We start from the raw sequence: 25985 nt of genomic DNA on the forward strand, positions 1-25985 counted from the left end.
TTAGGCCCGCAGCCGAGCGCCTTCAGGATCGAAGAATGGCATCGGCGCCACCACCGCGCGGGTCGGCTTGCCGTCAATGTCGATGCTGAGTTCGGTCCCGATGGCGGTGAACGGCAGCCGCAAATGCGCCGTCGCCAGAACTTTGCCTAAGGAATAGCCGTGATCGCTGTAGGTGACGACGCCGGCATCCTCGCCGTCGGCGAAAACCCTGGCATCCGTCGCGGCCGGCTTGTCACCGTCGAGAATCAGCCCGGTCCAGCGTTCGTCGAGCCCCTTGCCGCGAATTGTGAGCAATGCCTCGCGGCCGATGAACTCGCCCTTGTCGAACTTGATCCAGCGATCGAGCCCGACATGGAAGGGCGTACGGCTCTCGTCCATGTCGATGCCATGCGCCGGATAGGCCTTTTCCAGCCCGAGCGTGAACATGGCCAGCACGCCGTATGGCTTCAGGCCGAAATCGCTACCGGTCCGCATCAGCGCGTCCCAGACGGAAGTGGCCTCGTCCGCCGGCACGAACAGTTCGAAGCCGAGCTCGCCGGTCACCCCGGTGCGTGAGATCAGGACTTTGGTCTCGCCGACGCGCCCTGAAGTGAACGCCCAGCGTTTCAACTCATCGAGATCGGCATCCGAAACCAGTGCTTTCAGCAGCTCGCGTGAACGCGGCCCCTGTATCGTCGGAAAGGCGACGGCCGCCGTAATGTCGGTGACATAGGCCTTTCGCGCTTCAGCATGATGCTGCAGCCAGGGCAGCATCTTCAGTCGGTTGACCGAGCCGGTCACCAGCATGAAATGCTCCGATCCCAGCCGGAACACGGTGAGGTCGTCCATGATGCCGCCATCGTCGCGGCAGACGGTGGAATAGCGCACCTGGCCGGGCTTCATCGCGGCGGCATCGTTGACGATGACGTGGTTGACCAGCGCCTCGGCTTCCGGCCCCTTGATGTCCATCTTGCCCATGGTGCTGAGATCCTGCACGCCGACATTTTTGCGCGTGTTCAGGTGCTCGTCGGCGATGCCGGAATAAGTTTTGGCCGAGACGAACTCGCCGCCGACCCGGCCCATCGTCGCGCCCAGGCCGACGATGCTGTTGTAGAAAGGGGAGCGCCGCTCAACCACGAAACTTCTCCGTCCTGCATGAAAAACGGCAGCGCCAGACAGCGCTGCCGAGAGTATTTGTCGTCGGTCTCAGCTGCCGTATACGTCGAACGAAAAGTATTTGTCGTTGATTTCCTTGTACTTGCCGTTGGCGCGCAGCGCGTCGATGGCGGCACTGAACTTGTCGGCCAATTCCTTGTTGCCCTTCTGCAGCGCGATGCCGACGCCGGGGCCGTGAATGGCCGGATCTGCCGTCAACGTGCCGAGCAATTTGCAGCAGGCGCCGTCGGGCTTCTTCAGCCATTCGGTCAGGATGATCGAGCCGTCCATCATCGCGTCGAGCCGGCCATTGGCCATGTCGGTGCGGGCGTCGTCGCCGGTCGGATAGGCCTTAACGGTCGAGCCCGAGTATTTCTTCTCGGCGAAATTCTGGTGGATGGTGGCGCTCTGCACACCCAGCACCTTGCCCTTCAGATCGTCAGGCGACGTGCCTGCAATGGTCGAATCCTTCGGCACGGCGATGGCCGGTGGCGTCTGGTAATATTTGTGGGTGAACTCGACCTTCTCGGCCCGTTCCGGCGTGATGGTGATGTTGATGATGGCGTCGAACTTGCCGGCCTGCAGCGCCGGAATGGAACCATCGAAATCCTGTACGGAGAATTCGCACTCGGCCTTCATCTCGGCGCACAGCGCATTGCCGAGGTCGATGTCGAAGCCGCCCAGCGTGCCGTCCGAATTGGCATAGTTGAAGGGCGGATAGGCGCCCTCGGTGCCGATCCTGAGTTTCTCGGCAGAGGCAGCACCGGTCCCAAGCAGCAGGGCGGCGGACGCGGCAAGCACGAAACGACCGAAAAGACGCATGTTCCTGATCTCCGTTGACTAAGCAATTCCAGGGAAGGTGTTGGCGGTTTCCCGTCCGGAATTGCGCGAAAACAAGGATAGAAGTCTATGGTCTTTTGCAGACTCCACGGAGACGGAAACGACATGCTCTGCGGCGATCACGGCGCGGCAAGCCGTCCTTCCCCAGGAATCTTACTGTGATCTAAATTACAGACCGATCATGGACATGGGCGCATGCTCAGCTGGAAGTAGACGGTCGTGGGAGGGACCTGGGGATGGACCAGCAGGAATTCGTGCAGGAAGCCGCGCAGCGGCGCATAGACGACGACATCGCCAAGCGCATCAAGGTTCACCAGGCCAACATCGAGCGGCTCGAAACCGCAAGGGAAAGCGCCGGCAATCTCGAGGCGGCCGTCGCCAACCGGCCGCTGGTGATGCTGGCGCAGGGCGATTCCTGGTTCGACTATCCGCTCACCGGCAACGGCTTTCCGTTCGTCGACACCGACGTGATCGCGCAGCTGCGCCGCATCGGCTCGATGCCGCCGACCATCCTCAACCTTGCCCATCATGGCGATGCGGCGACCGACGAGATGTCGCTGCCCAAGCAGCAGCGCATGATCGCCGCCCTGCGCAACAAGGCCAACTGGCTGGACGGCAAGCCCGATGCCATCCTGTTCTCTGCCGGTGGCAACGACATTGCCGGCGACCAGTTCTGCATCTTCCTCGACTTCAATGATGGCCACGCCCCCGGGCTGAACAAGAACCGCTTCACCAAGGCGCTCGGCATGGTCGAGGCCTGCTATCTCGATTTGTTCGCGCTGCGCGACCGCGTCGCGCCAGGCGTGCCGATCTTTGGCCATTGCTATGATTTTCCGATCCCGAACGGAGCGCATCCGTCCTGTGTCGGCCCGTGGCTGAAACCGTCGCTCGATTTCTGCAACTGGACGGTCGCCAAGGGCACGGTCATCGTTCACGACGCGCTGGCGGCGTTCCGCGATGTGGTGAAGCGCCTGGCCGACGATCCCAACAACAATTTCCATCTGGTCGACACGCAGGGAACGTTGAAGGTGGCCGACTGGGCCAACGAACTGCATCCCGATCCCGCCGGCTTCAAGAAGATCGCGCAAAAATTCGCCGATGCGCTGAAGGCCAAGCTGCAGACCTGACGCGGCTCGGGCCTGTCGGCTGTCAGGTTCCGAACAGCTCATTGGCTTGTTCAACGGTGTAGTAACCAAGCCTGATGTCTTCGGCGACCAGTTTCGGGTCGCGCTCACGCGGATCACCATAGCCGCCGCCCCCGGGCGTGCCGACCCTCACGCGGTCGCCGGCCTTGAGCGCGATGTCCTGCTCCTTGGACAGATGCGGCGGCACATGTGCCTCGCCGTCGCGGAACACGGTCACCGTGTTCACCGCGCCGTCCTTGCCGCCGAGCGCGCCTTGCGGGCCGAAACGGCCATGGTCCATGACGAAGGACGCGCGCGCTTCGCCTCGCAAGATCTCGACCTCATAGGCGAGGCCGAAGCCGCCGCGCTGCTTGCCGGCGCCGCCCGAGCCTTCGCGCAAGGCATAGTGGCGGTAGAGAACCGGAAAGGCCTGCTCCATGATCTCGACCGGCGGCGATTTCGAAATGCCGATGGTCGAGCAGCCATTGGTCAGGCCGTCATGGCCGGAATTGCCGCCATAGCCGCCGCCGGAGATCTGATACATCACATAGTCGCGGCCGCGCGCCGGATCGTTGCCGCCCAGCGCGAAATTGCCGCTGGAGCCGGCGGGCGCGGCCGTCACCTTTTCCGGCAGCGCCTGCACCATCGCCGCGAACACCGCCTCGGCGATGCGCTGCGAGACTTCAGCCGCACAGCCGGAGACGGGACGCGGGTATTTGGCGTCGAGGAACGTGCCTTCCGGCCGCTTGACGATCAGCGGCTCGAAAGCGCCGGAGCTGATCGGCACATCAGGGAAAATATGGCGCATGGCGAGATAGACCGACGACAATGTCGTCGCCAGCACGCTGTTCATCGGCCCGGCACAGGGTTTTGACGAACCTGTGAAATCGAAGGTCAGCGTATCGCCCTGCTTCTCCACCGCGAGCGCGATGGTCAGCGGCTCGTTGACCACGCCGTCCGAGTCCACAAAGGCCTTCGAGCTGTAGGTGCCGTCGGGAATGGCGGAGATGTTGGCGCGCATCTGCTCGGCGGCGCGGCGACGCAGTTCGGCGATCGCCCCGACGACGGTTTCGTCCCCGTAACGATCGAGGATTCCATTGAGCCGGTCCTGACCGATCAGCAGTGCCGCGGCTTGCGCCCTTATATCGCCGATGCGCTGGTCGGCGACGCGGATGTTGGAGCAGATGATGGCGTAGATTTCGGTGTCGAGCACGCCCTTCTTGAACAGCTTGACCGGCGGCAGCCGCAGGCCTTCCTGCTCGACGGCTGTGGCGGAGGCGGAGAAGCCGCCCGGCACCGAGCCACCGATATCGGGCCAGTGGCCGGTATTCGATAGCCAGCAAAATATCTTGCCGTCGCGGTAGACCGGCATGGCGAAGCGCACGTCCATCAGATGCGTGCCGCCGAGATAGGGATCGTTGACGATGTAGATGTCGCCAGGTTCCGGCGGCAGGCAACGGCCGTTGGCGATCATCTCGATCACCGTCCTGGTCGAATACTGCATGACGCCGACGAACACCGGCAGGCCCTGGCTGCCTTGTGCGATCAGCGAGCCGTCGACGGCGGAGTAGATGCCGTCGGAGCGGTCATTGGCTTCGGCGATGACAGGCGAGAAGGCCGCGCGGGAGAAAGTGAGATCCATCTCGTCGCAGACCTGCTGCAAGGCTGCCTGCAGGACCGAAAGCGTGATGGCGTCGAGCTTTTGCATCTCAGGCCTCGCCAATGTGGATGATGATGTTGCCGTCGGCGTCAGAACGTGCGCGGTCGCCGGGTTCGAGCACGGTGGTGGCGTCCATCTGTTCGAGGATCGCCGGCCCTTCGATGACGGCATCGGGCGGCAACTTTTCGCGTGCGTATATCGGCGTATCGTGCCAGCGCCCTGCGTACCAGACAGGCCTTGTTTCGCGCAGCGCCTCGTCTAGCGTCTTTGTACGTCCGGCCGGGTCGATCAGCCGTGACAGGTCGATCGCCGGCCGCACGCCCGTCACCGACGTGTTGAGGTTGACCAGATTGGCGCGGATCTCCGGCAACTCGACCTTGAAGCGGGCGAAATAGGCTTTTTCGAACAGCACCTGCAACTCCTGCCTTGTCACCGATGAAGACGGCAACGGCACGTTGATGATGTGGGTCTGGCCGACAAACTGCATGTCGGCGGAGTGCGTAACGCGGATCGTTTCCGGCTTCACCGCTTCCTTGCCGATCAGTTCCTCGCCTTCCCCGCGGTGACGTTCCAGCACCTCGCGAAGCCGGGCTTCATCAAGCACGGCGACCGGCTGGTTGATGGTGTTGACGAAGTCATGGCGCAGATCGGCCACGACGCAGCCGAGCGCGTTGGTGATGCCCGGACGGGCCGGCACCAGCACGCGGGGCAGGCCGAGTTCGCGCGCCAGCGCGGTTGCATGCAGCGGCCCGGCGCCGCCGAAGGCGAACAGTGCGAAATCACGCGGATCATGGCCGCGCGACACCGAGACCATGCGGATGGCGCCGGCCATCTTCATGTTGCCCAGGCGCAGCACCGCGCCCGCCGCTTCGACGCCGGAGAGGCCGGTGGCCTTGCCTATTCTGTCTTCGAAGATGCCGGTGACGCGCTCGACGGTGACCGGATTTTCGACCGCCAGCAGCTTTTTCGGCGCCAGTCGCCCGAGCACCAGATTGGCGTCGGTGATGGTCGGCTCCAGGCCGCCGCGGCCGTAGCAGATCGGGCCGGGATTGGCGCCGGCACTTTCCGGGCCGATCTGGATCAGGCCGGCCGCATCGACGCGGGCGATGGAGCCGCCGCCGGCGCCGACCGTATGCACCGCCACCATCGGCACATGGATCGGCATCGCATATTCGATCTCGATCTCGTTGGAGACGGCGGGCTCCGCATTGCGGATCAGCGCCACGTCGGTCGAGGTGCCGCCCATGTCGTAGGTGACGAGGTTTTCAAAGCCGGCGCGCTTGCCCGTGTAGGCCGCGGCAATGACGCCCGAGGCTGGTCCGGACATCACGGTCTTGGCCGATTCCCTGGTGACGAAACGGGCCGAGATCATGCCGCCATTGCCGTTCATGATCAGGAAGTCGCGGGCATAGCCCTTGGCGGCCAATTCCTTGCGCAGCCGCTCGACATAGCGCTCGAGGATCGGCTGCACCGAGGCGTTGACCGCGGCGGTCACGCCGCGCTCGAATTCGCGGGCTTCCGACAGCAGCGCATGGCCAGTCGTGATGTAGCCGTTCGGCCAAAGCTCGGCAGCGATTTCGGCGGCGCGCCGCTCATGCCCAGGGTTGGCGTAGGAATGCAGGAAATGGATGACCAGGGACTCGCAGCCGAGGTCGACCAGTGCCTTGACTGCCGCACGCATCTCGGCCTCGTCGAGCGGCGTGCGCACCGCGCCCGACGCCTCGACGCGCTCCGACACTTCGAGCCGGAGATCGCGCGGGATGATCGGAACGAAGCTTCCGGTCATGCCGTAGGGCTGCGGCCGTGTGCGGCGGCCAAGCTCGATCACGTCGCGAAAACCGCGCGTGGTGATCATGCCGGTTTTCGCCAGCCTGCGTTCCAGCACCGCATTGGTGGTGGTGGTCGTGCCATGCACGATGAGGTCGATGCCGTCTATGGCAAAGCCTGTGGCGCCCAGCGCTGAAACCACGCCGAACGCCTGATTGTCGACCGTCGTCGGCGTCTTGGCGATATGCACCTTTCCGCCATCTTTGCCGTCGATCAAAATGAGGTCGGTGAAGGTTCCGCCGACATCGATGCCGGCAACGACGTCGCCCGCGGAATCCGGCTGCTTCACCGAAAAATTCTCTTTCATTGTCGAAACCCGAAATGCCAGGACTATGAATATGCCGCAGTTTGGAAAGCTGTTTTAGCGTGGTATCTTGACACAAATATCGTTTGTATACTAATAAATTTGGGACACAAGAGCTCACTGCTTTGGAGTGTGTGAACGGCACGCCGGGACCTGAAGGGTCTGGGCGCGCAGGAAACGGTTTGGCGCCCGCGTAGTGGCTTGGGCAAGACAGAGTTGGATTGATGAACACCACATCCGCACTCAACACCGCCGGCGCCCGTCCGCTGCAGTTTCCGATTCCGGCCAACGTCTATGCCGAAACCGTCGTCTCGGTGAAGCATTACACCGACCGCCTGTTCTCGTTCCGCATCACCCGTCCGCAGTCGCTGCGCTTCCGCTCCGGCGAGTTCGTCATGATCGGGCTGCCCAATGCCGAAAAGCCGGTGTACCGCGCCTACTCGGTGGCAAGCCCGGCCTGGGACGAAGAGCTGGAATTCTTCTCGATCAAGGTGCCGGACGGCCCGCTGACCTCCGAACTGCAGAAGATCCAGGTCGGCGACACCGTCATCATGCGCCAGAAGTCGACCGGCACGCTGGTTGTCGACGCGCTGACCCCGGCAAAGCGCCTGTTCATGATCTCGACCGGCACCGGAATTGCGCCCTTCGCCAGCCTTCTGCGCGACCCCGATACCTACGAAAAATTCGATCAGGTCATCCTGACCCACACCTGCCGCGACAATGCCGAACTGACCTATGGCCAGGAACTGGTGGCGGCGCTCGAAAACGATCCGCTGATCGGCGAACTGACCGGCGGCCGCGTCACCCTCTACAATTCGACGACCCGCGAAGAATCGGCGCGGATGGGCCGCATCACGGCGCTGATCGGCTCGGGCAAGTTCTACGCCGACCTCGGCATCGAGAAGCTCAATCCTGAGACCGACCGGATCATGATCTGCGGCTCGATGCATATGCTGAAGGACGTCAAGGAAATGGCCGAAAGCCTCGGCTTCCATGAGGGTTCGCTCAGCCATCCCTCGACCTTCGTCGTCGAGCGCGCTTTCGTCGGCTGACATCAGCCGGCGCCTCGGCGCCACGTTTTGGATTGACGTTTTGACCATGTGGTCAAAATTCAGCTGCTTTTGCCGCCTTTTTCCGTTATGAGCCCTTGAAGGACTCGTGAAGCATCGATTCACGGGCTATCTTCGGCGTGTGTCGCCCAAACCGTGATGCGGTTCGGGAGCAACGACACGCACCACGACGTAAAATCGTCGAGCGAAAGGGCAGGAGATGAGCAGCACAATCCGCGAGGCCGATCTCGGCGCGTCCAAGGTCACGCCGCTGCCGGCACGTGCGGCCGCCAACACGCCCGTGCCGCAAAGCCACGGTATTGCCCGCAACACCGGCATGCGGCTCGATCTCGGCTTCATGGAATCGGTGCGCTCGGTCAACCGCTCGGCGCTGGAACGCAGGGTCGCCAGCCTCACAAAGCGGCGCTCGATCAAGGCTGACAACCAGGCCGCCTGGCTGCTGCGCGCGGTCTCCTGCATGGATTTGACGACTCTGAATTCCAACGACACCGAAGAGCGGGTGCGCCGCCTATGCGCCAAGGCGATCAACCCGTTCCGTCGCGACATCGTCGAGGGGCTTGGCATCGAGGGCGAGAAAATCCGCCCGGCAGCGGTCTGCGTCTATCATCCCTTCGTCGCGACGGCTGTTGATGCCGTGCGCGGCACCGGCATCCATGTCGCCGCCGTCTCCACCGCCTTCCCGCACGGCCTTGCGCCGCTGTCGACGCGCCTGCAGGAGATCGAGGCCTCGGTCCGCGACGGCGCCGACGAGATCGACGTGGTCATCCCGCGCGGCCTGGTCTTCGGCGCCAAATGGCAGGAACTCTACAACGAGATCGTCTCGATGCGCGAAGCCTGTGGCGATGCGCATTTGAAGGTCATTCTCGGCACCGGCGACCTCGCCACGCTGCGCAACGTCATGCTGGCCTCGATGGTGGCGATGATGGCCGGCGCCGATTTCATCAAGACCTCGACCGGCAAGGAAAGCGTCAACGCCACGCTGCCCGTCGGCCTTGCCATGGTGCGCGCCATCCGAGCCTATTTCGAGGAGACCGGCTTTCTCATCGGCTTCAAGCCGGCCGGCGGCATCTCTACAGCCAAGGCTTCGCTCGACTGGCTGGTGCTGATGAAGGAGGAGCTCGGCCGGCCATGGCTGGAGCCAGACCTGTTCCGCTTCGGCGCCTCGAGCCTGCTGACCGATATCGAGCGCCAGCTCGAGCACCATCTGACCGGGCATTATTCGGCCAATCACCGCCACGCAATGGCGTGAGGCGGATGAAGGCCTTGAACGTCGTGTTCCTTCGCGCCTCCCTCTGTCCTGCCGGACATCTCCCCCACTTGGGGGGAGATTGGCTAACGTCGGCGATTTCGCCAATTGTCGACGTTTCAGAGCCGACAGGCGCGAAGGCTAATCTCCCTCCTTGTGGGGGAGATGTCCGGCAGGACAGAGGGGGGCGCCACAGAGCGCCTGCCAAGACGATTATCTGGAGCGCGTCATGAACATTCTCGAACGCTATCACGCCATGGAATACGGCCCGGCGCCGGAAGCCCGCACCGAGGCCGATGCCTGGCTTGCCGGACGCGATTTCGGCAAGGCGCTGTTCATCGACGGCGGCTGGAAGGCAGCAGGCGGCGGCAAGACCTTCGAGACCAGCGAACCCTCATCCGGCAAGCTGCTGGCCAAGATCTCCGATGCCAGCGCCGCCGATATCGACGCAGCCGTCGCCGCAGCCACCAGGGCCTTACCGAAATGGTCGGCATCCTCGGGCTACCAGCGCGCAAAAGTGCTTTACGCCATTGGCCGCGCGATGCAGCGTCATCAGCGCCTGTTCGCAGTGCTTGAGTCAATCGACAACGGCAAGCCGATCCGCGAAAGCCGGGACATCGACGTGCCGCTGGCCATCCGCCATTTCATCCATCATGCCGGCTGGGCTCAGGCGCTGGACAAGGATTTCCCAGGCCACAAGGGTGTCGGCGTCGTCGGCCAGATCATCCCATGGAATTTCCCGCTGCTGATGCTGGCCTGGAAGATTGCGCCGGCGCTCGCCGCCGGCTGCACGGTGGTGCTGAAGCCGGCCGAGTTCACGCCGCTCACCGCCATCCTGTTTGCCGAGATCTGCGAGCGTGCCGGCGTGCCCAAGGGCGTCGTCAACATCGTCCAGGGTGGACCTGAAGCGGGCGTCGCCATCGTCAACCATCCCGGCATCCAGAAGATCGCCTTCACCGGCTCTTCGGAGGTCGGCAAGATCATCAGGAAAGCCACGGCTGGATCGGGCAAGAAGCTGTCATTGGAGCTTGGCGGCAAATCGGCCTTCATCGTCTTCGAGGACGCCGATCTCGATAGCGCCGTCGAAGGGCTGGTCGATGGTATCTGGTTCAACCAGGGCCAGGTCTGTTGTGCCGGGTCGCGGCTTCTGGTGCAGGAAGGCATAGCCGATGCCCTGATTGCCAAGGTCAAGGTCAGGATGAGCCGGCTTCGCGTCGGCAGCCCGCTCGACAAGAACACCGATATCGGACCGCTGGTCGATTTGACGCAACTGGACCGCGTCAAGGGCCTGGTCGCCGAAGGCGCGAGACAGGGCGCCGTCTGCTGGCAGCCGGATGCCGTTCTGCCGTCTTCCGGCTACTACCACCTGCCGACGCTCGCCACCGGTGTTTCGCCGTCAAATATATTGGCGCAGGAAGAGGTGTTCGGTCCGGTTCTGGCCACCATGACCTTCCGCAACACCGAGGAAGCGATCGAGCTTGCCAACAACACGCGCTATGGGCTGGCCGCCTCGGTGTGGAGCGAAAACATCAACCTCGCGCTGCATGTCGCGCCGCAATTGAAGGCCGGCGTCGTCTGGGTCAACGGCACCAACATGTTCGACGCCGCCTGCGGCTTCGGCGGCTATCGCGAAAGCGGCTTTGGCCGCGAGGGCGGGCGGGAGGGCATGTTCGAATATCTCTCGGCAAAACTGCCGCTTGGTCCCGTGATCAAGCCGGCGACCTCTTCGGCGCAGCCCGTCGAGCAATCGGATGGCGGCGCCATCGATCGTACGGCCAAACTGTTCATCGGCGGCAAGCAGGTGCGGCCCGATGGTAATTATTCGCTTTCTGTCGCCACTGCCATGGGCAAGCTGGCCGGCGAAGTCGGTCTCGGCAGCCGCAAGGACATCCGCGACGCCGTTGCCGCCGCCCGCGCCTGCACAGCCTGGCCGGAAGCGACCGCGTACAACCGTTCCCAGGTGCTCTATTATCTCGCAGAAAACCTGTCCGGCCGAATCGGCGAATTTACCGCACGCTTGACCGAACTGACCGGCGCCAACGCCAAGGCCGCGCGGGAGGAAGTAGAACAGTCCATCGAGCGGCTCTTCCTCTATGCCGGCCTTGCCGACAAGTTCGAGGGCAGGGTGCATCAGCCACCGGCCCGCGCCGTCACGCTCGCTTTGCACGAGCCGGTCGGCGTCCTCGGCATCGTCGCCCCGGACAGCGCGCCGCTGCTCGGCTTCATCTCCCTGATCGCACCTGCGCTTGCCATGGGCAACACGGTAGTGGGCGTGCCGTCGGAAAAATACCCGCTGCTCGCCACCGATCTCTACCAGGTGATCGAATATTCCGACGTTCCGGCAGGCGCCATCAACATCGTCACCGGCCGCAGCGCCGAACTTTCCGGCGTGCTGGCCAAGCATGACGATGTCGACGGGCTCTGGCTGTTCGCCGATGCCGACACTTGCGCCAAGGCGGAGGCCGATTCCGTCGGCAATCTCAAGCGCGTCTGGACCGGCAACGGCCGCAGCCTCGACTGGGCGTGCGACGAGGCCGCCGGCGATGCCCTGCTGCGCCGCGCCGTCGAAGTGAAGAACGTCTGGGTGCCATACGGCGACTAATGCCGCCTGAAACGCGCTGTGCTTGAGCGAACCATGGCAGCGTCACTCGTTGCCCGGTTGTCATACATGTTGTTGCATCAGAGCAAGCGATGTGCATTACATCGGCCGTCGCGAAGGTGATCGCGTTCGGGCTTGACGCCCGGACGTGTGTTCTTTAACCAGAAAAAACATTTGTTATTTTGGACTGATGGATTGTGCAGGCCGCATAGTCGCGCCTGTCTGGCACAGGACGCCCCGGTTAGCCGGCAGTAAATCGGGCCGAGAAGTGGCCAAAGAGGGCGAGGAGAAACGCATGGCGGATCTGGCAGGCAAGGTCGTTGTCGTCACGGCGGCGGCGCAAGGCATTGGCAGAGCGAGCGCTCTGGCCTTCGCCAAGGCAGGTGCCGTCGTGCACGCCACCGACATCAACGAGGCGCTGCTGGCCGAACTCGCCAAGACCTCCGGCATCGAGACCCGCAAGCTCGACGTCCTCAACGATGATGCCGTGATATCGGGCTTCGCCGAAATCGGCCGCGTCGACGTGCTGTTCAACTGCGCCGGCTTCGTTCATTCCGGCTCGATTCTCGAGATGAAGGATGCCGATCTCGATTTCGCCTTCAATCTCAATGTCCGCGCCATGATCCGCACCATTCGGGCCGTGCTGCCCGGCATGCTGGAGCGCGGCGACGGCTCGATCATCAACATGTCGTCCGTCGCCGGGGCCGGGAAGGGTGTGCCCAGCCGTTTCGCCTACGGCGTCACCAAGGCGGCCGTGATCGGCCTGACCAAGGCGGTCGCGGCCGACTATGTCGCCAAGGGCATTCGCTGCAACGCCATCTGCCCCGGCACAGTCGAAAGCCCGTCGCTGCAGGACCGCATGCATGCGCAGGGCGACTATGACGCCGCCCGCGCGGCCTTCATCGCCCGCCAGCCGATGGGCCGTCTCGGCACGCCCGAGGAAATCGCCGATCTTGCGGTTTATCTGGCCGGTGCCACTTACACCTCGGGGCAGGCCTATAATATCGACGGCGGCTGGTCGATCTGAGCATAGTCTCGATACGCAGGTTCCGGGTCGACCAGTCCTAAAGTCCGGCTTGCCCCAGGTCGGGTCCGATAGCCAGAGTCCGCCCAGTCATCGCTTGGCGGAGCGAGTTTTGAAAACGGCCTTGGGCCACAATTTGGAGAGCAAGATGAAACTGCTGCGCTATGGCGAGATAGGGAACGAACGCCCCGGCCTGCTCGATGCGGATGGCACGATCCGCGATCTTTCAGGTCATGTCGCCGACATTGCCGGCAAGGCGCTCGATCCGGCATCGCTCGAGACATTGTCGAAGCTCGATCCGAAGTCGCTGCCGGTGGTTTCCGGCAAGCCGCGCCTCGGCGCCTGCGTCGCCGGCACGGGCAAGTTCATCTGCATCGGCCTGAATTATTCCGATCATGCCTCCGAAACCGGCGCCACCGTGCCGCCGGAGCCGATCATCTTCATGAAGGCGAGTTCGGCCATTGTCGGCCCCGACGATGATGTGCTGATCCCGCGCGGTTCGGAAAAGACCGACTGGGAGGTTGAACTCGCCGTGGTCATCGGCAGAAAAGCCAAATATGTCAGCGAAGCCGAGGCGCTGGATTATGTCGCCGGCTATGCCGTTGCCCATGACGTGTCCGAGCGAGCCTTCCAGGCCGAGCGCCAGGGCCAGTGGACCAAGGGCAAGAGCTGCGACACGTTCGGTCCGACCGGGCCGTGGCTTGTCACCAAGGACGAGGTTGCCGATCCGCAGAACCTCAAAATGTGGCTGACGGTCAACGGCAAGACGATGCAGAACGGCTCGACCAGGACCATGGTCTACGGCGTCGCCTATCTCGTTTCCTATCTCAGCCAGTTCATGTCGCTGCATCCTGGCGACATCATCTCCACCGGCACCCCGCCCGGCGTTGGGCTGGGCATGAAGCCGCCGGTGTTCTTGAAGGCTGGCGATGTGGTGGAACTGGGCATCGAGGGGCTCGGCCAGCAGAAGCAGACCTTCAAGGCGGATGTTTAGCCATCTCTTCTCTTGAGCGTTTCACCGTTTGGCGGCGAAACGCTCAATCTCTTTGTTTGCCGGGCGGCTGGCGCCTCTTGTCAGCGCCAGCCCAGAGCCGGCGCGACGTGCTTCAGGATCGCCTCGATGACGTGGGCGTTGTACTCGACGCCGAGCTGGTTGGGGACGGTCAGAAGCAGCGTGTCGGCCTCGGCGATCGCTTCGTCCTCTTTCAGCTGATCGATCAGCACATCGGGCTCCGCGGCATAGGAGCGGCCGAAGACGGCAAGCTTCTCAGGCTCGATATAGCCGAAATGATCTTCGCTGCTGCCGCCGCCGAAATAGGCGCGGTCGCGGTCGTTCACCAGCGCAAAGATGCTGCGGCTGACCGACACGCGCGGCTCGCGCGCATGGCCGGCCTCCTTCCACGCCGCGCGATAAGCGCGGATCTGTTCGGCCTGCTGGATGTGGAGCGGCTGGCCGCTCTCATCGAACTTCAGCGTTGAACTTTGCAGGTTCATGCCGAGCTTGCCCGCCCATTCGGCGGTGGCGTTGGTAGCGGCACCCCACCAGATCCGGTCGCGCAGGCCGGCCGAGAATGGCTCGAGCCGCAGCATTCCCGGAGGATTGGGGAACATCGGCCGCGGATTGGGTTGCGCGAAACCTTCGCCGCGCAGCACGTCCAGAAACACCTCGGCATGGTTGCGCGCCATGTCGGCATCGCTTTTGCCGTCCTGCGGCACGTAGCCGAAGTAGCGCCAGCCGTCGATCACCTGCTCCGGCGAACCGCGGCTGATGCCAAGCTGCAGCCGGCCACCGGCGATCAGGTCGGCAGCACCCGCATCCTCGGCCATATACAGCGGATTCTCATAGCGCATGTCGATGACGGCGGTGCCGATCTCGATGCGGCTGGTGCGGGCGCCGACCGCGGCCAGAAGCGGAAACGGCGAAGCGAGCTGGCGGGCAAAATGATGGACGCGGAAATAGGCGCCGTCCGCGCCCAGCTCCTCGGCGGCGACGGCCAGGTCGATCGACTGCAGCAGCGCGTCGGACGCCGAGCGCGTCTGCGACTGCAACGAGGGCGACCAATGGCCGAAGGAAAGAAAGCCGATCTTCTTCATGCGCGTATCCTGTTCTTTGATTGCAGTTGCCTACTTCGTCGCCCACGCGATTGGGTTCAATCGACACTGACACAACGCAGTGTCAATGCCGCCGGCCCTTGACGGTTTCGCAACGTTACCCATCAGCGCGCAAAGGACCAGGCCATGGTCCCCGGCGATGCCTTGTGCGGTCGGGTCAGCATCTGCCGCGGCGCTTTTGGGGCCAAATGAACCAACCAAAGGCGATGTCCCGCAAACTCCATTCGCTTCAGAGCCCGGTTTTGAAATCTTCTCGCTCATTTAATTCTACAAAATCGGTAGGCTTAATGCGGATAGTGCGTTTGCGAGAAGGAGCCTCGGATGTCAAAAAAGCTGGTGGTGGGGTTGTCCGGCAACCTGACCCGTCCGTCCAAGACGAAGGCATTCGTCAGCCACATCGCCGGTGAGGTGGCGAGCCGGGCCGGCTCGGCTTTGAGCGTTTTCGACATCGAGGATCTCGGCCCGTCCTTTGCGCCTGCAAGACAGCTTGGCGATCTCGATCCGGCGGCGCGCGGTATTATCGAGCAGCTGCTCGGCGCCGACGTGCTGGTGGTCGGCTCCCCGACCTTCAAGGGCAGCTACACCGGGCTGTTCAAGCACTTCTTCGACCTGCTCGACCCGTCGTCGCTGCGCGGCAAGCCGATCATCCTGGCGGCAACAGGCGGCGGCGAGCGTCATTCGCTTGTCGTTGAACACCAGTTGCGGCCGTTGTTCGGCTTCTTCGAGGCGCAGACCCTGCCGACCGCGATCTACGCCTCGGACAAGGACTTTGCAGATGGCGTGCTGGTGTCAGAGGCAGTCAAGGCGCGAGCCCGGCAGGCGGTCGCCGAGGCATGCCGGGTGGCCGGCGTGCCCTACAGCGTCGTCCTTGCCGCCTGAAACCACGATCCGCGACGCAATATTCCATCCCGCATAGACCAGAAGGACGCCTGCAATGACTCGAGCCAGCAAGTCCGATAGCAGGCCGCGGCAGATCAAGCTCGGCGCCTTCCTGCCCGGCGGCGGGCAGCATATCGCCGCCTGGCGTCATCCCGATGCGCCGGCCGACGGCGCCACCAATTTCGAGTTCCACAAGCAACTGGCGCTGACCGCCGAGCGCGGCCTGTTCGACGCCTATTTCCTGGCCGACAATCTGACGGTCGGCCTCGGCGCCCGCGAGGGCGGCAATGCCAAGATCGCCGGTTTCGAGCCGGTGACGCTGTTTGCGGCGCTGGCGCCGCTGACGACGCATCTCGGCTTCATCGCAACGGCGTCCACCACTTATGAGGAGCCTTACACGCTGGCGCGCAAATTCGCTTCGCTCGACCTGTTGTCGAACGGCCGCGCCGGCTGGAACGTGGTGACCTCGGCCGGCGACGAAACGGCACGCAATTTCAACCGCGACGTCCAGCCCAGCCATGCCGAGCGCTATGCCAGGGCGCATGAGCATGTCGAGACGGTCAAGGCGCTGTGGGACAGCTGGGAGGATGACGCCTTCATCCGCGACAAGCAGTCGGGCCGTTTCTACGACAAGGACAGATTGCACGACATCGACCACAAGGGCGAGCATTTCAGCGTCAAGGGTCCGCTCAACGTGCCGCGCCCGGTGCAGGGGCATCCAGTTGTCGTACAAGCCGGGCAGTCGGAAGACGGACGCGGGCTTGCCGCGCACTCGGCCGAGGTCATCTTCACCGCCCATCAGAAGCTCGAGACGGCGCAGGAATTCTACCGAGACATCAAGGCGCGCGTGGCTGAAGTCGGCCGCGATCCCGACCAGGTGCTGATCATGCCGGGCGTCGCGCCCTTCGTCGGCCGCACCGAGGACGAGGCCCGCGCCAAATACCAACAGCTCAACGACCTTATCCTGCCCGAGGACGGTGTTGCGCTCCTCAACGGTCTTGCCGGCCAGACGCTCGACATCAGGGGCTATCCGCTCGACGGCCCGTTGCCGCCGAGCAAGGAAACCGAAGGCATGAAGAGCCGCCAGGCGCTGATCCGGCAGATTGCCGACGAGCACAATTTCAGCATCCGCCAGCTTTACCAATGGGTAGCGACGGCGCGCGGCCACTACACCATCGTCGGCAGCGTCACGCAGGTCGCCGATCAGCTGGAGGAATGGTTCACCAGCGAGGCGGCCGACGGCTTCAACATCCTGCCGCCCTGGCTGCCCGGCGCGCTCGACGATTTCGTCGACCTGGTCATTCCCGAACTGCAACGGCGCGGCCTGTTCCGCACGGCTTACGAAGGCCGCACGCTGCGCGAGAATCTCGGCCTCAGGCGCCCGGAAAATCCATGGACCGTCGCCCGCTCGACCGTCCTTGCCGCCGAATGACCTTGGCAATCGAAGGGGTGAAGCAATGACGCTGCAGCACATCGATCGGCAGATCACGGTTCGCCGCAGTGGTGGCGAAACCGGGCTCGGCACCGACTTCCTGCGCCTCGGCGGCCGGGCTGCTGTTCGCTTCCTGAAGCGCTACGGCGTGCTTGCCGGCTTCCTGGCGCTCTGGCAGGTGGCGAGCAGCGTCGGATGGGTCAATGCGGCGGTGCTGCCGCCGATCGACATGATCGTCGAAGCGCTCTGGAAGGGGCTTGCCGGCGGCAGCCTGCTCGGCGACATCGCCATCAGCCTGCAGCGCGCCGGCATCGCCTTTGCCGCAGCCGTCGCCGTCGCCATTCCGCTCGGCCTGTTCATGGGCCAGGTGCGCCCGGTCGAAACCGCGCTCGATCCGATCCTGCAGGTGTTCCGGCAGACGTCGGCGCTGGCGCTCTATCCGGTGTTCATCCTGCTCTTGGGACTTGGCGAGACCTCGAAGATCTTCGTCATCTTCTGGGCGACGCTGTTTCCGCTGCTGCTCAATACCACCAGCGGCGTCAAGGAAGTCGATCCCAAGCTGCTTGAAATGGCGCGCGTCTATGGTGCGAGCCGGCTCACCGTGTTTCGCCGCGTCGTACTGCCGGGCGCCGTGCCGTCGATCTTCGTCGGCTTGCGGCTGAGCGCCACCACGGCGCTGCTGCTGCTGATCGCGTCCGAGATGATCGGTGCCAACAAGGGCATCGGCTTCCAGGTGATGAACGCGCAGTACAATTTCCAGATCCCGCTGATGTTTGCGGCAATCGTCATCCTCGCCGGGCTTGGCCTGATCGCCAACCAGGCATTGGTCACCCTGCAGCGGCGGCTCTGTCGCTGGAGCAATCCTGTCAACTGAGCAGTCCGCCCCTCACCGTTTACCTCCAGGAAGGACCCGATCATGAAAATCACCCGCCGTTCGCTGCTTGCCGGCGCGCCGCTTGCCGCCGGCCTCATCGCCGCCGGCCTGCCGCGCATGGCCTTTGCGCAAGCCGCAGCCGTCAAGTTCCGCTACCTCGCCAGCCGTGGCAGCATCTCCCCGCACGAGCTGGCCGACGAGCTTGGCTACTTCAAAGGGCTCGGCGTCGAGCTGGAGAATGTCGGCTATTCCTCGGGCGGACCGGAATCGCTGTTTGCGCTGTCTTCCGGCAGCGTCGACATCGGCTCGGCCGCCACCGCGGCGGTGATCAACTCGATCTCCGGCGGCAACGACTTCGTCGCGGCGTATCCGAGCAACGGCATCAACAAGGATGTGAAGAGCGTCTTCTACGTGCTGGAAGACAGCCCGATCAAATCGATCGCCGACATTGCCGGCAAGACCATCTCGGTCAACACGCTCGGCGCTCATCTCGACTATACGGTGCGTGAGGCCCTGCACAGCGTGGGCCTGCCGCCGACCGCCGCCAACCTCATTGTCGTGCCCGGCCCGCAGCTTGAGCAGACGCTGCGCTCGCGCCAGGTCGACATTGCCGGCCTCGGCTACTGGCAGGCGACCTTTGCCGGCGCGCTGGTCGCCAACGGCGGCGTGCGCGGCGTGTTCGACGACACCCAGGTGCTCGGCGAACTCGCCGGCGGCTTCGTCGTACTCAGGCGCGACTTCATTGCCGCCAACCCGGATGCGGCGCGCAACTTCGTCGAACAGTCGGCGCGCGCCTCGGACTGGTCGCGCCAGAACCCGGACGAAGCCCGCAAGGTGCTGGCCACTATCCTCGACAAGCGCGGTGAAAACGGCGATCTCGCCCGCTACTGGACCGGCTTTGGTCTGCGCGAAGGTGCGCAGGCGACCGATCGCGACATCGACTTCTGGGTCGCGGTGCTGGAGCGCGACGGCCGTCTGGCCAAGGGCAAGCTGAAAGCCGCCGACATTCTGTACCGGCCCGGCGAAACCAAGATCAACTGAGCTTTGAAACAGCTGAGAGATAAGATGGCCGGTTCCAACCGTGGCGGAGAGGTCTCGATCCGCGACCTGTCCAAATCCTTCAGCCTCGGCGGGCGCCAGCTTGCCGTGCTGCGGACGCTCAACCTCGACATTCGTTCGGGGGAATGCCTGGTCATTGTCGGCGCCAGCGGCTCCGGCAAGACCACGCTGCTGCGTATTCTGGCCGGGCTGGAGGCGGCCGACAGCGGCGGTGTCGCGATCGACGGCCAGCCGGTGCATGGCGTCGGCGCCGAGCGTGCCGTGATCTTCCAGGAGCCGCGGCTGCTGCCGTGGCTGAGCGTGCTCGGCAATGTCGCGTTCGGCCTCGAAGTGCGCGGTGTTCCCAAGAGGCAGGCCGAGGAACGCGCCCGCTTCTACGTCGCACTGGTCGGTCTTGCCGAATTCTCGGATGCTTTTCCGAGCCAGCTTTCCGGCGGCATGGCGCAGCGCGTCGGCATCGCCCGGGCGCTCACCGTGCAGCCCGAAATCCTTCTGCTCGACGAGCCGCTGGGGGCGCTGGACGCCATGACCAAGATCGGCATGCAGGAGGAACTGGCGCGCATCTGGAGCGAAGAGAACGTCACCATGGTGATGGTCACCCACGATCTGGAGGAGGCGATCTATCTGGCTGACCGCGTGCTGATCCTGCCCAAGGAGAAAGGCGGCGCGGCGCGGTTGATCGACATCGACCTGCCACGCCCGCGCGAGCGCAGCGAGAGCCGCTTCGTGCGCTATCGCGAAGAACTGCTGCGCGAATTCGGCCTGCACTGATCGGGGCAGGCGCGAACCGTAGGCTGACACTCGCTCTCGCGATTACTGCTTGGTGAACGTGCCCGTATAGGTTCGGTCGGCAAGCCCATAGGTGACGGCCAGCGTTCCGTCCGCCTGAATGACCGCGCTGACGTCCGCGCCATTGGGAAGGCGCCGCAGTTTCAACGTGTTGCCGAAAATCTTGCCTTCGCCATCGGCCACGCCCGGTTTGTTGTCGGCGACATCGCCCCAGGCATAGGTGGCGGTGACATTGCCGCCGCGCGTAATCGTCAGCACGGCGAGCTTGCCGTCATACATCCCGTCCAGCTGTCCGCCCCATATGCCGGAAAACGCGACATATTTGGCCGGGACGCCTTCGCCGGGCGGCATAACCCGCACGGATGGATCGAGGACCGCCGCACGATCCGGAGCAGAGATCGCGGCAGGCGCCATGGGCTGAGGTGCGGGCGCTGGCGGCGGCGATGATGGTTCAGGCGCCGACTGGCAGGCGACAAGCATGAATGCCGCGAAACCGAGCGTCGGAAAGAGACTGTTTGGTGGAGCCAATCGGGATCGAACCGACGACCTCTTGAATGCCATTCAAGCGCTCTCCCAACTGAGCTATGGCCCCACTCCGGCAGTCAGCCGTCGCCGTTGCCGGCGAGAGGTCCGGCGCGGGTTTCAGGACCGCGCCGTTTAGTGCAGGCGGCTTCTAACCCCGCCTTCCCTGAAGATCAAGCCTTCGAGGGCCGCTTTTTCGTCATAGCCCGTGAACGCCGCTAAATGCATGCGTTCGAAGCGTTCTTAGACTTCGTCGTCGTCGTCGCCGACGCCGATCATGTCGGCGACATCGTCGTCTTCTTCCTCTTCGTCGGCAAGGAAAGTATCGTCCTCATCGTCGCCTAGATCGACATCGTCCTCGTCGTCGCCCAGGTCGGGAAGCTCGTCGCCGGCCTTGACGTCTTCGTCGGCCTCTTCAAGCGAGACGACTTCAACGCCTTCTTCTTCCTCGGCGTCCACTTCCTTCTCGGCCACTTCCTCTTCCTCTTCGAGGGCGGCGATCTTGCCGTCCTCGAAATAGGAACGCGGATACGTCTTGCCCGTATAGGGCGAGACGATAGGGTCCTTGTTCAGGTCGTAGAATTTTCGGCCCGTTTCAGGGTCGACACGCTTTGTGCCAAGTTCGTTTTTTGCCACGTCAAGCCTCGTCAGTAAAAGAGTGGTCCCCTTAACCACAGTTTACCGCGCTGTCAAAGCGAAAAGCCGGCGTCACAAAACCAAGCACTGAAAGGCCTCGCGCCAAGCGACGACCATGGGGATGACCATTCGTGCCCGCCGTGATACGAGACCGCCGCAACAAATGAAAAGCGCCGGTGCGCCGGCATTCCGTCCAGGGAAATTCCATGTCTCACGCCGCCGCTGCCAAGCCGGCCACCGCCCGCAAATCATCCGCCCTTTCCGGCACCGCTCGCGTGCCGGGCGACAAGTCGATTTCGCACCGTTCCATGATGTTCGGCGGCCTTGCCTCCGGCGAAACCCGCGTCACCGGCCTGCTCGAAGGCGAGGATGTGATGCGCACGGCGGCCGCCATGAAGGCGATGGGCGCGCATATCGAGAAGCGCGGCGCCGAGTGGGTGGTCCGCGGCACCGGAAATGGCGCGCTGCTGCAGCCGGAAGGCCCGCTCGATTTCGGCAATGCCGGCACCGGCTCCCGCCTCACAATGGGCCTCGTCGGCACTTACGACATGGAAACGACCTTCATCGGCGACGCATCGCTGTCGGGACGGCCGATGGGCCGCGTGCTCGAACCCTTGCGCCAAATGGGCGTGCAGGTGCTGAAGGCGACGCCGGGCGACCGCATGCCGATCACGCTGCATGGGCCGAAACACGCCGCACCCATTACCTACCGCGTGCCGATGGCCTCGGCGCAGGTGAAGTCGGCCGTGCTGCTGGCAGGCCTAAACACGCCCGGCATCACCACCGTGATCGAGCCGGTGATGACGCGCGATCATACCGAAAAGATGCTTAGGGGATTTGGCGCCAATCTCTCGGTCGAGACCGACGAGCGCGGCGTGCGCCACATCTTCATCGAGGGCCAGGGCAAATTGACGGGGCAGACCATCGCCGTGCCCGGCGACCCCTCCTCGGCCGGCTTCCCGCTGGTCGCGGCGCTGATCGTGCCGGGTTCGGACATCGTCATCGAGAACGTGCTGATGAACCCGACCCGCACCGGGCTGCTTTTAACGCTGCAGGAAATGGGCGGCCAGATCGACATCTTGAACCCGCGCAATGCCGGCGGCGAGGATGTCGCCGATCTGCGCGTGCGCTACTCCGAGCTCAAGGGCGTCACCGTGCCGCCCGAGCGGGCGCCGTCTATGATCGACGAATACCCGGTGCTGGCTGTTGCTGCGAGCTTCGCCGAGGGCGAGACGCTTATGCAGGGGCTGGAAGAGTTGCGGGTGAAGGAATCCGACCGACTGGCAGCGGTTGCCAATGGGCTGAAGCTCAACGGCGTCGACTGCACCGAAGGCGAAGCTTCGCTCGCGGTGCGCGGAAAGCCCGGCGGCAAGGGGCTGGGCGGCCATCCCAATGGCCAGGACACGACGGTGCAGACGCATCTCGACCATCGTATCGCCATGAGCTTCCTGGTGATGGGGCTGGCAACGGAAAAGCCGGTAACCATCGACGACGCCGCAATGATCGCGACGAGCTTCCCGGAGTTCATGGGGCTGATGACGGGGCTGGGCGCGGAGATTGGGTGATTTTCCCTGTCTCAATGTGCAGTATTCGTGCATGAGAGTGCAATGTCGGAATCGCGGCAATGATGGGCAGGCAGGTCAATTTCTGGTTGTCAGACAAAGATCAAACTGAGCTTCAGTCCATCGTGCTTTCAAAGGGGGTATTCGCGGTGATCAACAGCCAGTCGAAGACCCCCGCACCCTCGCTGAAAGAAAAATTTGAACGAGTGCACCCGGGCCGTAAGGTCGAGGGCTTTCATCTCGTTCCCAAGGCACTGAGGGAGGAAATTGTTTGGAAGCACAATCCATACAACGATACGTATGATCCCGATCTCAGCCGCTCATCTGTGATACAGTACAACCCATCCCGGACCGAAGGCAGTTCAATTTTTCAGGGCCGATTTTATTTCCAAGCGCGCGACTTCGACGATCTTGGGCAGTTGATAGAGAAGCATGCGGCATTCACCAAGATTGGCGACGCGCTGCTACGCCTGGTGCGGAAAAATCTAAATCATCTGCACAGTGGCTTTTACGCTGGAAATGAAGCTCTGAAGCTGAAAGATGCGGGTTTCCAGTTTCGATCCTGATAGCAGCAAATCTTCGAGGTCGCGAATTGCCGTTCACCATCGCCATCGACGGCCCGGCCGGCGCCGGCAAGGGCACGCTGGCCCGCCGGCTGGCCGACCACTACCGCCTCAACCTGCTCGACACCGGCCTCACCTACCGCGCCGTTGCCTATGCGCTGCTTCAGCACGCGCTGCCGCTCGACAATGTCTCGGCGGCTGAAACCGCCGCGCGTCAAGTCGATCTGGCAAAGCTCGACCGAGCCGTGCTGTCGGCGCATGCGGTTGGCGAAGCGGCCTCGAAGGTCGCGGTGTATCCGACCGTGCGGCGCATCCTGGTCGAAAAGCAGCGCGATTTCGCCAGGACACCGCCAGGCGCGGTGCTCGACGGGCGCGACATCGGCACGGTCGTGTGCCCTGACGCCGACATAAAGCTCTATGTGACGGCGAGCGCCGAAGTGCGGGCGCAGCGCCGGCTGGCCGAGATCGAAAGCATCGGCGGCACCGCCGATTTCGCCGAAATCCTTGCCGATATTGTGCGCCGCGACGAGCGCGACATGGGCCGCGCCGACTCGCCGCTGAAGCCGGCGGCGGACGCGCACTTGCTTGATACCTCCGAAATGGCTATAGAGGCCGCGTTTCTGGCGGCCAAAGCGATCATCGACGACGCCCTGGCCAAGAGAGATAAAGCCTGATCTGAGGTTTTCCTCGCGTTTCCGTTGCCGGAGGCGAAGAAAATACCCATATCGGGCACGAACCAGCCTGCCAGCATTCTTCATGCGCCGGAATTGCCGCTTAGGCGGCCCAGGGCTTTTGTAGCCCGGAACGCCGGCAGGCCAACGCAACGCTAACCCACGGCGCCCGTCCCGCAAGAGATGCGGGGCACTCCAGGAGAAAATATGTCAGCTGCAAATCCCACTCGCGACGATTTCGCGAGCCTGCTCGAAGAATCATTTACCACCGGTCATTCCGGCGAAGGTCAGGTCGTCAAGGGCACGATCCTGGCGATCGAAAAAGACATGGCCATCATCGATGTCGGCCTCAAGGTCGAAGGCCGCGTGCCGCTGAAGGAATTCGGCGTCAAGGGCAAGGACTCGACGCTCAAGGTCGGCGACACCGTCGAGGTCATGGTCGAGCGCATCGAGAACGCACTGGGCGAAGCCGTCCTGTCGCGCGACAAAGCCCGCCGCGAAGAGAGCTGGGTCAAACTCGAAGAGAAGTTCACCAAGGGTGAGCGCGTCGAAGGCGTTATCTTCAACCAGGTCAAGGGCGGCTTCACCGTCGACCTCGACGGCGCCGTGGCCTTCCTGCCGCGCAGCCAGGTCGATATCCGCCCGATCCGCGACGTCTCCCCGCTGATGCACAACCCGCAGCCCTTCGAGATCCTCAAGATGGATCGCCGCCGCGGCAACATCGTTGTGTCGCGCCGCACCGTGCTCGAGGAAAGCCGCGCCGAACAGCGTTCGGAAATCGTGCAGAACCTCGAAGAAGGCCAGGTTGTCGAAGGCGTCGTCAAGAACATCACCGACTACGGTGCGTTCGTCGACCTCGGCGGCATCGATGGCCTGCTGCATGTCACCGACATGGCGTGGCGCCGCGTCAACCATCCGACCGAAATCCTCAACATCGGTCAGACGGTCAAGGTGCAGATCATCCGCATCAACCAGGAAACCCACCGCATCTCGCTCGGCATGAAGCAGCTCGAGAGCGACCCGTGGTCCGAGATCGGCACCAAGTTCCCGATCGGCAAGAAGATCAAGGGTACCGTCACCAACATCACCGACTACGGCGCGTTCGTCGAGCTGGAGCCGGGCATCGAAGGCCTCATCCACGTTTCGGAAATGTCGTGGACCAAGAAGAACGTGCACCCCGGCAAGATCCTGTCGACGACGCAGGAAGTCGACGTTGTCGTGCTTGAGGTCGATCCGGCCAAGCGCCGCATCTCGCTCGGCCTCAAGCAGACGCTGGAAAACCCGTGGCAGGCTTTCGCCGCGAGCCATCCGGTCGGCAGCCAGGTCGAGGGCGAGGTCAAGAACAAGACCGAGTTCGGCCTGTTCATCGGCCTCGAAGGCGACGTCGACGGCATGGTGCACCTCTCCGACCTCGACTGGACCCGTCCGGGCGAGCAGGTCATCGAAGAGTACAATCGCGGCGACATGGTCAAGGCGCAGGTGCTCGACGTCGACATCGACAAGGAGCGCATCTCGCTCGGCATCAAGCAGCTGGCCAAGGATACGGTCGGCGAAGCCGCGACTTCAGGCGACCTGCGCAAGAACGCGGTGGTCACCTGCGAAGTCACCGGCATCAAGGATGGCGGTCTGGAAGTGCGGCTGGTCGACAGCGGCATCGAGACCTTCATCAAGCGCAACGACCTCAGCCGTGACCGTGACGAGCAGCGCCCCGAGCGCTTCTCGGTTGGCCAGAAGCTGGACGCCCGCGTCATCGCCTTCGACAAGAAGACCCGCAAGCTGCAGGTCTCGATCAAGGCGCTGGAAATCGCCGAAGAGAAGGAAGCCGTCGCACAGTACGGCTCTACCGACTCCGGCGCTTCGCTGGGCGACATCCTTGGCGCCGCGCTGAAGAAGCAGGGCAGCTAAGCCGCTTCGCGCGCAGCGCGTAAGCCGCTTCGCGCAAGCTAGGCCTCGGCTGCGCCTCACGCGCGGCTTGAACAAGAAAACCCGCGGGCCGCAAGGCCCGCGGGTTTTTTCATGCTCGGCGACGCGGTTGGCACAAGACAAAGACGGCGGAAC

22 protein-coding genes and 1 tRNA gene are annotated in these 25985 nt (G+C 63.5%); 15 read left to right on the forward strand and 8 right to left on the reverse strand.

Going from position 1 to position 25985, the window contains the following annotated elements; translation table 11 throughout:
* Together NKI06_RS04775 and NKI06_RS04780 are read right to left on the reverse strand one after the other, a co-directional pair.
* Nucleotides 1–1116, reverse strand: a complete 1116-nt coding sequence (locus NKI06_RS04775) for an aminomethyl transferase family protein (protein ID WP_352984285.1) — start codon at nt 1114–1116, stop codon at nt 1–3.
* Between the two features lie 69 nt (nt 1117–1185).
* A complete protein-coding gene (locus NKI06_RS04780; protein ID WP_352984286.1) occupies nt 1186–1956 on the reverse strand; it encodes an ABC transporter substrate-binding protein in 771 nt (256 codons plus the stop codon).
* 254 nt (nt 1957–2210) lie between these two features.
* Between NKI06_RS04780 and NKI06_RS04785 the strand changes: the two genes are divergently transcribed.
* A complete protein-coding gene (locus tag NKI06_RS04785) occupies nt 2211–3101 on the forward strand; it encodes an SGNH/GDSL hydrolase family protein (protein ID WP_023671297.1) in 891 nt (296 codons plus the stop codon).
* A 22-nt stretch (nt 3102–3123) separates the two neighbouring features.
* Here the strand turns inward: NKI06_RS04785 and NKI06_RS04790 are convergent, their stop codons facing one another.
* Both NKI06_RS04790 and NKI06_RS04795 read right to left on the reverse strand, forming a co-directional pair.
* Nucleotides 3124–4806 carry a hydantoinase B/oxoprolinase family protein gene (locus NKI06_RS04790; RefSeq protein WP_352984287.1) on the reverse strand — a complete coding sequence of 561 codons (1683 nt, stop codon included), beginning with the start codon at nt 4804–4806 and terminating at the stop codon, nt 3124–3126.
* A gap of 1 nt (nt 4807) precedes the next feature.
* Nucleotides 4808–6892 carry a hydantoinase/oxoprolinase family protein gene (locus NKI06_RS04795; protein WP_352984289.1) on the reverse strand — a complete coding sequence of 695 codons (2085 nt, stop codon included), beginning with the start codon at nt 6890–6892 and terminating at the stop codon, nt 4808–4810.
* Nucleotides 6893–7113: 221 nt separating this feature from the next.
* Between NKI06_RS04795 and NKI06_RS04800 the strand changes: the two genes are divergently transcribed.
* From NKI06_RS04800 to NKI06_RS04820, 5 genes are all read left to right on the forward strand, one after another.
* Complete coding sequence (locus tag NKI06_RS04800) at nt 7114–7941, forward strand: ferredoxin--NADP reductase (RefSeq protein ID WP_023683551.1); 828 nt, start codon at nt 7114–7116, stop codon at nt 7939–7941.
* Nucleotides 7942–8158: 217 nt separating this feature from the next.
* Nucleotides 8159–9208, forward strand: coding sequence for a deoxyribose-phosphate aldolase (gene deoC / locus NKI06_RS04805; RefSeq protein WP_023703681.1), 1050 nt, complete (start codon nt 8159–8161; stop codon nt 9206–9208).
* A 226-nt stretch (nt 9209–9434) separates the two neighbouring features.
* Nucleotides 9435–11807 (forward strand): aldehyde dehydrogenase family protein, encoded by a 2373-nt coding sequence (locus NKI06_RS04810; RefSeq protein ID WP_352984291.1) that lies wholly within the window; start codon nt 9435–9437, stop codon nt 11805–11807.
* A 292-nt stretch (nt 11808–12099) separates the two neighbouring features.
* Nucleotides 12100–12831, forward strand: coding sequence for an SDR family oxidoreductase (locus NKI06_RS04815; RefSeq protein ID WP_352984293.1), 732 nt, complete (start codon nt 12100–12102; stop codon nt 12829–12831).
* Nucleotides 12832–12976: 145 nt separating this feature from the next.
* Nucleotides 12977–13822: a fumarylacetoacetate hydrolase family protein gene (locus tag NKI06_RS04820; RefSeq protein WP_023823932.1), complete on the forward strand. Its 846-nt coding sequence runs from the start codon at nt 12977–12979 to the stop codon at nt 13820–13822.
* An 80-nt stretch (nt 13823–13902) separates the two neighbouring features.
* Here the strand turns inward: NKI06_RS04820 and NKI06_RS04825 are convergent, their stop codons facing one another.
* Nucleotides 13903–14922, reverse strand: a complete 1020-nt coding sequence (locus NKI06_RS04825) for an LLM class flavin-dependent oxidoreductase (RefSeq protein WP_352984294.1) — start codon at nt 14920–14922, stop codon at nt 13903–13905.
* Between the two features lie 339 nt (nt 14923–15261).
* Here NKI06_RS04825 and msuE point away from each other — a divergent pair, with 339 nt between their 5' ends.
* From msuE to NKI06_RS04850, 5 genes are read left to right on the forward strand one after another with little or no spacing between them, the layout of a single operon-like run.
* Nucleotides 15262–15819 carry an FMN reductase gene (gene msuE, locus NKI06_RS04830; RefSeq protein ID WP_023683545.1) on the forward strand — a complete coding sequence of 186 codons (558 nt, stop codon included), beginning with the start codon at nt 15262–15264 and terminating at the stop codon, nt 15817–15819.
* Between the two features lie 55 nt (nt 15820–15874).
* The gene (locus NKI06_RS04835; RefSeq protein ID WP_023683544.1) at nt 15875–17251 is read left to right on the forward strand and encodes an LLM class flavin-dependent oxidoreductase; all 1377 of its coding nucleotides are present in this window, start codon (nt 15875–15877) and stop codon (nt 17249–17251) included.
* Nucleotides 17252–17276: 25 nt separating this feature from the next.
* Nucleotides 17277–18125 carry an ABC transporter permease gene (locus tag NKI06_RS04840; protein WP_023683543.1) on the forward strand — a complete coding sequence of 283 codons (849 nt, stop codon included), beginning with the start codon at nt 17277–17279 and terminating at the stop codon, nt 18123–18125.
* A gap of 42 nt (nt 18126–18167) precedes the next feature.
* Nucleotides 18168–19166, forward strand: a complete 999-nt coding sequence (locus NKI06_RS04845; protein ID WP_023732650.1) for an ABC transporter substrate-binding protein — start codon at nt 18168–18170, stop codon at nt 19164–19166.
* Nucleotides 19167–19190: 24 nt separating this feature from the next.
* The gene (locus NKI06_RS04850; protein ID WP_352984296.1) at nt 19191–19955 is read left to right on the forward strand and encodes an ABC transporter ATP-binding protein; all 765 of its coding nucleotides are present in this window, start codon (nt 19191–19193) and stop codon (nt 19953–19955) included.
* 42 nt (nt 19956–19997) lie between these two features.
* Here NKI06_RS04850 and NKI06_RS04855 read toward each other — a convergent pair whose 3' ends face one another.
* The 3 genes from NKI06_RS04855 to NKI06_RS04865 all read right to left on the reverse strand — a co-directional run bounded on the left by NKI06_RS04855 (nt 19998) and on the right by NKI06_RS04865 (nt 21131).
* Nucleotides 19998–20387, reverse strand: a complete 390-nt coding sequence (locus NKI06_RS04855; protein WP_352984298.1) for a hypothetical protein — start codon at nt 20385–20387, stop codon at nt 19998–20000.
* A 102-nt stretch (nt 20388–20489) separates the two neighbouring features.
* Nucleotides 20490–20565, reverse strand: a tRNA-Ala gene (locus NKI06_RS04860).
* A 173-nt stretch (nt 20566–20738) separates the two neighbouring features.
* The gene (locus NKI06_RS04865) at nt 20739–21131 is read right to left on the reverse strand and encodes a TIGR02300 family protein (protein WP_023683538.1); all 393 of its coding nucleotides are present in this window, start codon (nt 21129–21131) and stop codon (nt 20739–20741) included.
* A gap of 206 nt (nt 21132–21337) precedes the next feature.
* On the opposite strand from NKI06_RS04865, the gene aroA reads away from it, so the two are divergent.
* The 4 genes from aroA (at nt 21338) to rpsA (ending at nt 25832) form a co-directional block, all read left to right on the forward strand.
* Entirely contained in the window at nt 21338–22696 is a 1359-nt protein-coding gene (gene aroA, locus NKI06_RS04870) for a 3-phosphoshikimate 1-carboxyvinyltransferase (protein WP_352984300.1), read from the forward strand.
* Nucleotides 22697–22755: 59 nt separating this feature from the next.
* Nucleotides 22756–23259: a hypothetical protein gene (locus NKI06_RS04875; RefSeq protein WP_023695919.1), complete on the forward strand. Its 504-nt coding sequence runs from the start codon at nt 22756–22758 to the stop codon at nt 23257–23259.
* A 26-nt stretch (nt 23260–23285) separates the two neighbouring features.
* Entirely contained in the window at nt 23286–23930 is a 645-nt protein-coding gene (gene cmk / locus NKI06_RS04880) for a (d)CMP kinase (protein WP_352984302.1), read from the forward strand.
* Between the two features lie 204 nt (nt 23931–24134).
* Nucleotides 24135–25832 carry a 30S ribosomal protein S1 gene (gene rpsA / locus NKI06_RS04885; protein ID WP_352984304.1) on the forward strand — a complete coding sequence of 566 codons (1698 nt, stop codon included), beginning with the start codon at nt 24135–24137 and terminating at the stop codon, nt 25830–25832.
* Nucleotides 25833–25985: the final 153 nt, after the last annotated feature.

This window comes from Mesorhizobium sp. M0772 (assembly GCF_040320135.1).
GTDB lineage: Bacteria > Pseudomonadota > Alphaproteobacteria > Rhizobiales > Rhizobiaceae > Mesorhizobium.

What these genes read in the sequence shown, in the direction of transcription:
- NKI06_RS04850 (WP_352984296.1), top strand. Translation starts at nt 19,191, where the DNA reads ATGGCCGGTTCCAACCGTGGCGGAGAGGTCTCGATCCGCGACCTGTCC.
- NKI06_RS04790 (WP_352984287.1), bottom strand. Translation starts at nt 4,806, where the DNA reads ATGCAAAAGCTCGACGCCATCACGCTTTCGGTCCTGCAGGCAGCCTTG.
- NKI06_RS04875 (WP_023695919.1), top strand. Translation starts at nt 22,756, where the DNA reads ATGATGGGCAGGCAGGTCAATTTCTGGTTGTCAGACAAAGATCAAACT.
- NKI06_RS04845 (WP_023732650.1), top strand. Translation starts at nt 18,168, where the DNA reads ATGAAAATCACCCGCCGTTCGCTGCTTGCCGGCGCGCCGCTTGCCGCC.
- rpsA (WP_352984304.1), top strand. Translation starts at nt 24,135, where the DNA reads ATGTCAGCTGCAAATCCCACTCGCGACGATTTCGCGAGCCTGCTCGAA.
- aroA (WP_352984300.1), top strand. Translation starts at nt 21,338, where the DNA reads ATGTCTCACGCCGCCGCTGCCAAGCCGGCCACCGCCCGCAAATCATCC.
- NKI06_RS04780 (WP_352984286.1), bottom strand. Translation starts at nt 1,956, where the DNA reads ATGCGTCTTTTCGGTCGTTTCGTGCTTGCCGCGTCCGCCGCCCTGCTG.
- NKI06_RS04800 (WP_023683551.1), top strand. Translation starts at nt 7,114, where the DNA reads ATGAACACCACATCCGCACTCAACACCGCCGGCGCCCGTCCGCTGCAG.
- NKI06_RS04855 (WP_352984298.1), bottom strand. Translation starts at nt 20,387, where the DNA reads ATGGCGCCTGCCGCGATCTCTGCTCCGGATCGTGCGGCGGTCCTCGAT.
- deoC (WP_023703681.1), top strand. Translation starts at nt 8,159, where the DNA reads ATGAGCAGCACAATCCGCGAGGCCGATCTCGGCGCGTCCAAGGTCACG.
- msuE (WP_023683545.1), top strand. Translation starts at nt 15,262, where the DNA reads ATGTCAAAAAAGCTGGTGGTGGGGTTGTCCGGCAACCTGACCCGTCCG.
- NKI06_RS04820 (WP_023823932.1), top strand. Translation starts at nt 12,977, where the DNA reads ATGAAACTGCTGCGCTATGGCGAGATAGGGAACGAACGCCCCGGCCTG.
- NKI06_RS04795 (WP_352984289.1), bottom strand. Translation starts at nt 6,892, where the DNA reads ATGAAAGAGAATTTTTCGGTGAAGCAGCCGGATTCCGCGGGCGACGTC.
- NKI06_RS04810 (WP_352984291.1), top strand. Translation starts at nt 9,435, where the DNA reads ATGAACATTCTCGAACGCTATCACGCCATGGAATACGGCCCGGCGCCG.
- NKI06_RS04835 (WP_023683544.1), top strand. Translation starts at nt 15,875, where the DNA reads ATGACTCGAGCCAGCAAGTCCGATAGCAGGCCGCGGCAGATCAAGCTC.
- NKI06_RS04825 (WP_352984294.1), bottom strand. Translation starts at nt 14,922, where the DNA reads ATGAAGAAGATCGGCTTTCTTTCCTTCGGCCATTGGTCGCCCTCGTTG.
- NKI06_RS04815 (WP_352984293.1), top strand. Translation starts at nt 12,100, where the DNA reads ATGGCGGATCTGGCAGGCAAGGTCGTTGTCGTCACGGCGGCGGCGCAA.
- NKI06_RS04785 (WP_023671297.1), top strand. Translation starts at nt 2,211, where the DNA reads ATGGACCAGCAGGAATTCGTGCAGGAAGCCGCGCAGCGGCGCATAGAC.
- NKI06_RS04840 (WP_023683543.1), top strand. Translation starts at nt 17,277, where the DNA reads ATGACGCTGCAGCACATCGATCGGCAGATCACGGTTCGCCGCAGTGGT.